Origin of the sequence: Streptomyces sp. NPDC002785, from assembly GCF_040295565.1 — a bacterium.
Lineage (GTDB): Bacteria > Actinomycetota > Actinomycetes > Streptomycetales > Streptomycetaceae > Streptomyces.
The window spans coordinates 131,730-138,820 of the sequence record NZ_JBEOVN010000002.1 but is presented as its reverse complement, the minus strand read 5'-3'; the positions used below and the strand labels follow the sequence as shown (position 1 = coordinate 138,820).

The 7,091-nt window shown below is 68.3% G+C and carries 5 protein-coding genes and 3 pseudogenes; 3 read left to right on the top strand and 5 right to left on the bottom strand.

The features are described 5' to 3' along the window. Positions 1–37: 37 nt before the first annotated feature. A pseudogene (locus tag ABTZ94_RS01450) lies at positions 38–801 on the bottom strand (MerR family transcriptional regulator). A 388-nt stretch (positions 802–1,189) separates the two neighbouring features. Here ABTZ94_RS01450 and wrbA point away from each other — a divergent pair. After that, positions 1,190–1,813, top strand: a complete 624-nt coding sequence (wrbA, locus tag ABTZ94_RS01445) for an NAD(P)H:quinone oxidoreductase (RefSeq protein ID WP_351196323.1) — start codon at positions 1,190–1,192, stop codon at positions 1,811–1,813. 69 nt (positions 1,814–1,882) lie between these two features. Beyond that, positions 1,883–3,307: a glutamate decarboxylase gene (gene gad / locus ABTZ94_RS01440; protein WP_351196321.1), complete on the top strand. Its 1,425-nt coding sequence runs from the start codon at positions 1,883–1,885 to the stop codon at positions 3,305–3,307. Between the two features lie 14 nt (positions 3,308–3,321). Here gad and ABTZ94_RS01435 read toward each other — a convergent pair. Then, a pseudogene (locus tag ABTZ94_RS01435) lies at positions 3,322–4,056 on the bottom strand (ABC transporter permease); the annotation flags it as partial. On the opposite strand from ABTZ94_RS01435, the pseudogene ABTZ94_RS01430 reads away from it, so the two are divergent. Continuing rightward, positions 4,042–4,221, top strand: a pseudogene (locus ABTZ94_RS01430) (daunorubicin/doxorubicin resistance ABC transporter ATP-binding protein DrrA); the annotation flags it as partial. The pseudogenes ABTZ94_RS01435 and ABTZ94_RS01430 sit on opposite strands and share 15 nt — an antisense overlap. A gap of 56 nt (positions 4,222–4,277) precedes the next feature. Here ABTZ94_RS01430 and ABTZ94_RS01425 read toward each other — a convergent pair. The 3 genes from ABTZ94_RS01425 to ABTZ94_RS01415 form a co-directional block, all read right to left on the bottom strand. Continuing rightward, positions 4,278–4,919 carry a PadR family transcriptional regulator gene (locus ABTZ94_RS01425; RefSeq protein ID WP_351196319.1) on the bottom strand — a complete coding sequence of 214 codons (642 nt, stop codon included), beginning with the start codon at positions 4,917–4,919 and terminating at the stop codon, positions 4,278–4,280. An 18-nt stretch (positions 4,920–4,937) separates the two neighbouring features. Then, positions 4,938–5,489 carry a DinB family protein gene (locus ABTZ94_RS01420; protein WP_351196317.1) on the bottom strand — a complete coding sequence of 184 codons (552 nt, stop codon included), beginning with the start codon at positions 5,487–5,489 and terminating at the stop codon, positions 4,938–4,940. Positions 5,490–5,581: 92 nt separating this feature from the next. Next, positions 5,582–7,039: an aldehyde dehydrogenase family protein gene (locus ABTZ94_RS01415; RefSeq protein WP_351196315.1), complete on the bottom strand. Its 1,458-nt coding sequence runs from the start codon at positions 7,037–7,039 to the stop codon at positions 5,582–5,584. Positions 7,040–7,091 lie beyond the last annotated feature (52 nt).

Sequence of the window (7,091 nt, the reverse complement as noted above, 5' to 3'; positions counted from 1 at the left end):
GGCGCCCTCACCCCCGTAAAGGCTGTGCGCGTGCCGGTTACGCCAGGCGCTCCGCGTTGGCGTCGATCGCGTCCCGCAGGTGTTCTGCCATGCCCGGGCGCATCGACTCGTAGTACGCGCGGAATCGCGGGTCGGACACGTACATCTCGCCGAGCGCCCGGTGGAACTCGGGGCTGCACTCGTAGGACCACTCGGTGATGTGGAGCCGGTGGGCCTCGGCAAGGTCCATCGCCTGTTCGCCGGTGGCCTGTTCGCCGGCCACCATCAGCGCGACGTAGGCGGCGCCCCAGTCGGCGGCCTCCGCCTGTATCCGTTTCCAGTCGTCCTTGGTGTACCGGGCGACCCGTCGCTGCGACTCGGCGTACGCGGCAGTGCCTCCCCAGCGGCGTTCGGCCTCCTCCGCGTGCTCCTCGGGGTCCTTGCCCCCGAAGACCTCGAACTTCTCCTCGGGCGTGAGGTTGATGCCCATCTTCCGTGCCTCCATGGCTGTTTCGACGGCGGTGGCCATCTTTCGCAGTTCGGCGATCCGGTCGGACAGCAGCCGGTGCTGGCGGCGCAGATGCTCCTGCGGGTCCGCGTCCGGGTCGTCGAGCAGCACCGCGATCTCGTCGAGCGGGAAGCCGAGCTCCCGGTAGAACAGGATCTGCTGCAGCCGAGCCGGTCGAGGTCACCGTTGTCGTAGCGGCGGTGACCCGCGTGGCTGCGCCCGCCGGGCGAGAGCAGTCCGATGCCGTCGTAGTGGTGCAGGGTGCGCACCGTGACTCCGGCGAATCCGGCGACCTGTCCCACGGAGTAGTCCATGACTCCCCGCTCCCTTCTCCGTTCCGTGTACGTACCGAGCCTGAGTCCTGACGTGACGTGAGGTGCAAGCCCGAAACGCCGCCGTTTCCGGCGCCATTCGAGGGTTTATACGGCTTTTGCGCAGCTGTGGTGAGTCGATGGCCACAGATTCTCCCGATCCCGCCAGAACGGCTGCCGCCAAAAGCCCTCCTGACGTAAACGCTCCCGCCGAAACCACCCCTGTACGCGGACTGCTGTCCGTCATCGTGCGAGGTGAGCCCGGTCCGGCCCCCTTGCCCGGCCGCTGGCCCCGCCGCTCGACGCGCCGAATGCCCCTGATTTCCGTATCGTCGTATCCATATGGATACGTCTGCATACGTTCCGTCAGGCCCTGTCGGAGGTTTCCGCAATGCCCACGCCCGTCAACGTCGCCGTCATCTACTACTCCTCGACCGGCACCGTCGCCACGATGGCCAAGGCCATCGCGCAGGACGCCGAGAAGGCCGGTGCGGAGGTACGGCTGCGCAAGGCCGGTGAGCTGGCCCCGCAGGCGGCCATCGACTCCAACCCGGCCTGGGCCGCCAACGCGAAGGCGACCGCGGACATCACCGAGGCGTCGCACGACGACATGATCTGGGCGGACGCCGTGATCTTCGGTACGCCGACCCGGTTCGGCAATGTCACCTCCCAGCTCAAGCAGTTCCTCGACACCCTCGGTGGCCTCTGGCAGGCGGGCCGCCTCGCCGACAAGGTCTACAGCGGCTTCACCTCCACCAGCACCACGCACGGCGGCCAGGAGTCCACGCTGCTCGCGCTCTACAACACGATCCACCACTTCGGCGGCATCCTCGTCGCCCCCGGCTACACGGACCCATCGAAGTTCGTCGACGGCAACCCGTACGGCACCTCGCACGTCGCGGGGCAGGGCGACATCCCCGTCGGCGTGCAGACCCTGACCGCCGCCCGGGTCCAGGCCGAACGGGTCGTGAAGTTCACCCGGGCCATCAAAAACGGCCTCGCCGCCGAGAGCTGAACCACCGCACACCGACAGGACCGTCGTGGGTCACGATGACCACCGAGAGCCGAGAAGAGCTGTTCGCCGATGCCTCTCCACAAGGGTTCACCCCAGGACACGGAACCGTCCGAGGAACGCCGCAGGCTCGCCCTCAACCCGTTCTTCGGGGAGGCCGACCCGATCGCCGGCATGACGTCGGCGCCGCCCCGGCACCGGCTGCCCGACGGGCCGATGCCACCCTCGATCGCGTACGGCCTGGTCCATGACGAGCTGATGCTCGACGGCAATGCGCGGCTCAACCTCGCCACCTTCGTCACCACCTGGATGGAACCCCAGGCCGGGGTGCTGATGGGCGAGTGCCGCGACAAGAACATGATCGACAAGGACGAGTACCCGCGCACCGCCGAGCTGGAACGGCGCTGCGTCGCGATGCTCGCCGATCTCTGGAACGCCCCCGACCCCTCGGCCGTCGTGGGCTGTTCGACCACGGGCTCCAGCGAGGCCTGCATGCTCGCCGGCCTGGCGCTGAAACGCCGTTGGGCGGCCAGGAACGCCGACCGCTACCCGGCGACCGCCCGGCCGAACCTGGTCATGGGCATCAATGTGCAGGTCTGCTGGGACAAGTTCTGCAACTTCTGGGAGGTCGAGCCGCGCCTGGTCCCCATGGAGGGCGACCGCTTCCACCTCGACCCGCAGGCCGCGGCCGACCTCTGCGACGAGAACACCATCGGCGTCGTCGGCGTCCTCGGCTCCACCTTTGACGGTTCGTACGAGCCGGTCGCGGAGCTCTGCGCGGTCCTGGACGCCCTTCAGGAGCGCACCGGCCTCGATATCCCCGTCCATGTGGACGGGGCGTCCGGTGCGATGGTGGCGCCGTTCCTGGACGAGGACGTGGTGTGGGACTTCCGGCTGCCCCGGGTCTCCTCCATCAACACCTCCGGGCACAAGTACGGCCTGGTCTACCCGGGCGTCGGCTGGGCACTGTGGCGCTCGCCCGCCGAACTGCCCGAGGAACTGGTCTTCCGGGTCAACTACCTGGGCGGCGACATGCCGACCTTCGCGCTGAACTTCTCCCGGCCCGGCGCACAGGTGGTGGCGCAGTACTACTCCTTCCTGCGGCTGGGCCGGGAGGGCTACCGGGCCGTTCAGCAGGCGTCCCGGGATGTCGCCGTCGAGCTCGCGGGGCGGATCGAGAAGCTCGAGGACTTCCGGCTCCTCACCCGGGGCGACCAATTGCCCGTCTTCGCACTGACGACCATGCCGGATGTGCGGGCGTACGACGTCTTCGACGTGTCGCGGCGGCTGCGTGAGCACGGCTGGCTGGTACCCGCGTACACCTTCCCCGCCAACCGGGAGGACCTGTCGGTGCTGCGGGTGGTGTGCCGCAACGGCTTCTCGTCGGACCTCGCCGAGCTGCTGCTTGAGGACCTCCGGCTGATCCTGCCCGAACTGCGCCGCCAGCCGCACCCGTTGAGCCATGACAAGCAGGCGGCGACGTCCTTCCACCACTGAGGGCCGGGGGGCGTTCAGCGGTCGATCCGGGCGAACCTCCGTACTGCCAGCGGGAAGAACACCGCGATCAGCACCAACGGCCAGGCGACCGCCAGCAGTTCGGCATGGTCGGACGCCCAGGTGTCGCCGGGCCCGCCCGGGTTGCCGAACAGGCCGCGTACCGCCGTGGCCGTGGCCGACATCGGGTTCCACTCGACGACCGCGCCCAGCCGGCCCGGCATCGACTCGGGGGTGGCGAAGACGTTGGAGAGGAAGCCGACCGGCCAGACCAGGATCTGCACCGCCTGCACCAGCTCCGGCTTCCCGGCCACCAGCGCCAACTGGATGCCGATCCACAGCATCGCGAAGCGCAGCAGCAGAAGCAGCCCCAGCGCCCCCAGCGCCGCCGGTCCGTGGTGCCAGCGCCAGCCGACCGCGTATCCGACACCGGTCATCACGGCGAGCGCGGCGGCCGACTGGAGCATGTCCGCGACGCTGCGGCCGACCAGCACCGAACCGGAGACCATCGGCATGGCACGGAACCGGTCGATGACGCCCTTGTTGAGGTCCTGGGTGACCGCGAGCATGGTCGACTCCAGGCCGAAGACCATGGTGAGCGCGAGCATGCCGGGCACCAGGAACTCGGTGTTGTCGCCGTCGACGCCCTGCCCGCCGCCGACCAGATAGTTGAACATCAGCAGCATCACGGGGAAGACCAGGCCGACGACGATCCGCACCGGCTGCCTTGCCCAGTGCGCCAGTTCTGGGCGCCGGCGCCGGACCGGATGGCGACCCTGACCCGGACCGTGCGGGCGCTGGAGGAGGCGGGCATCGAGGCGGAGGACATCGCGGTGCGGCGCCCGACGCTGGACGAGGCGCTTGTGCACACCTTCGACAACGATCGCGTCGGTCAAAATCGCCACACCCTCCCGTAGTCAAACTTGACTAGCGAGTCGAAGGTAAGGGCTCCGAACCCATTCGTCAAACTTGATTACTCGTCGTCGCCAGGATCGGGGACACCGGTCGCGTACGGGTTCTCCTGCCCCTCGGCAAGCACGCCGACGAAGGGTTCACCCTCCCCCGCGAAGGTGTACGCCCCGCCCTCGATGCGGGCGATCAGCCCGCGCGTCCACTCGGCCCCGGCGTCTGCCGAATGAACCCACATGTTCATGATTTCGCCGATGTGGCCGATCGACTCGGGCCCGGCCTCCGGCATGTAGTACTCGGTGACCGAGGCCCGCCAGGCCGTGAGACCGGCGACCCGCTCCTTGAGCAGCGCGATCGCCTCGGACCGCTCCAGGTCGACGATGCCGCCGAGGCCCGCCGACAGCACGTCCAGCTTCTGGTCGTACGAGGTCAGCGCCGCACGCAGCAGCGTGAGGTACTCCTCGTTGCCCCGCTCGGTGATCTCGTACTCGGTACGGGGCGGGCCGCCCGCCGTGCTCGGGGCGGTCTCGTGGGCGACCAGCAGCCCCTGCTTCGCCATCTGCTTCAGTGCGTGATAGACGGACCCGGGCTTGGCGTTGGACCACTCGTGCGCACCCCAGTACTCCAGGTCGTTGCGGACCTGATAGCCGTGCGCCCGGCCGTGCTGACGCACGGCGCAGAGGACCAGCAGCCGGATCGCGGACATGTCACGCACCCCTTCTATTCAACTTTGATGAGAATATCCCCCCGCCTCGGCGACCAGCTCGAACGCGGTTCGGCCGTCCAGGGACTCCCGGATGATGTCGGCGTGCCCGGCGTGCCGGGCGTGCTCCTCGACGAGATGGAGCAGCAGCCAGCGCATCGAGACCCGCCCGTCCTTGGGGAACCAGGGCATGTCGGGCAGCGGGAAGGTGTCGTCCATGCTGGGCACTGAGTGGATGAACTTCTCCACCTCGACCGCGACACCGTCCCAGAACTCCAGCATCCGCTCCATGGTCTCGTCGCCGATGAGACGGAAGCTGTCCGCCCAGGTCTCCTCGTTGCGGGAAATCTGGCTCGACCGCTGCTGAGCCATCCGCAGCCAGTTCAGCTCGACCTCGGCGACATGCTTGAGCAGCCCGGAGAGGGAGAGTTCGCTGGCGCTGGGCCGGCTCGCCGCCTGCTCCTCGGTCAGACCGATGAGCGAGCGCCGGATCGCACCGCGCTGTGCCTCGACGAAGGAGAGAAGCGCGCCGCGCTCGTCGCCGAGGGCTTCTGCGGGAACGTGAGTGACCATGATGTCCGCCTTGGGGAACCGTGCCGGTTTCTTTCTGACACCGACCAAGCTACGGACCCTTGCGGTCGGCTTCTGTCCTCAACCCGTCGGTTTCAGAAAGGAAATGCCGTCCGGCCGTGCTGGATGGACATCCACCTCTGGGTGGTGAAGGCGTCCACGGTCGCCTCACCATTCAGTCGGCCGATACCGGAGGACTTCTCACCTCCGAAGGCCACCATCGGATCATCCTGGACGGTGGAGTCGTTGACGTGGAACATCCCGCTGACGACTCGCCGCGCGAACCGCACCCCGCGTTCGGCGCTGCGGGTGTGCACCGCGCCGCTCAGCCCGTACGGGGTGTCGTTGGCGATCCGTACGGCATCGTCCTCGCCGTCGACCGTCACCAGCAGCGCAACCGGGCCGAATATCTCCTGGGACAGCAGCGGGGAGTCCTCGGGCAGCCCCGTGAGCACGGTCGGTTCGACGAGGTTGCCGCGGGTCCGGCCCCGTACCAGCGCGGTGGCCCCCTCGGCGAGCGCCTGGTCGACCAGGGCGGTCAGGGCGTCCGCCTGGAAGGTATTGATGACCGGGCCGATCTGGGTCTCCGGGTCGCGCGGGTCGCCGGTCCTCAGCGCGGCCACCCTGGCGGTGAACTTCTCGGTGAACTCCCGCTCGACGCTGCGGTCCACCAGGATGCGGTTGGCGGCCATGCAGACCTGCCCCTGGTACACGAAGCGGCTGAAGACGGCCGCGTCGACCGCGTAGTCGATGTCGGCGTCGTCCAGCACCACCAGGGCGCTGTTGCCGCTGAGTTCGAGGATCGTCCGCTTGAAGTGTCCGGCCGCGGTCGCGCCGATGTGGCGGCCGACCCGGTCCGTGCCCGCGAAGGAGATCACCTTGGGTACGGGGTGCTCGATGAACGCGTCCCCTATCTCGGCGACGTCGGTGATCAGGATGTTGAGCAGCCCGGCGGGCAGACCGGCGTCCTCGAAGATCTTGGCGATCAGCCCGCCGCCGACGACCGGGGCATTCTGATTGGGCTTGATGACGACCGCGTTACCGAGCGCGAGGGCCGGTGCGACGGACTTCATCGTCACCAGGAAGGGGAAGTTGTAGGGGCTGATCACCCCTACGACACCGACGGGCTGCCGGTAGAGGCGGTTCTCCTTGCCGTCCACCGGGGAGGGCAGGATGCGGCCCCGGGGGCGCAGCGCCTGCTGGATCGCGTCGCGCAGGAACTCCTTGGCGACGCGCACCTCGTACTCCGCCTTGAGACGGGTGCCGCCCAGCTCGTCGACGATCGCCTCGACGATGTCGTCGTGCAGCTCCTCAATGATGCGCTGGGCACGTTCCAGGACGCTGCGGCGCTCATACGGGCCGGTGGTGGCCCAGGACCGCTGGGCGCGCTCGGCGGCGCGGTAGGCCAGATCGACCTCCTGCGCGGTCGCGATGGTGATCGCGGCGAGTTTGTCCCCGTTGTAGGGATTGAAATCGATGATGTCCCACGAGCCGCTTCCGGTCCGCCACTCACCGTCGATGTACTGGTCGGCCAGCTCGTAGAAGAAGGACATGCGATCCCTTAATTCAGGTGCAGACTCCTGTCGAACCGTCATCGTACTGATG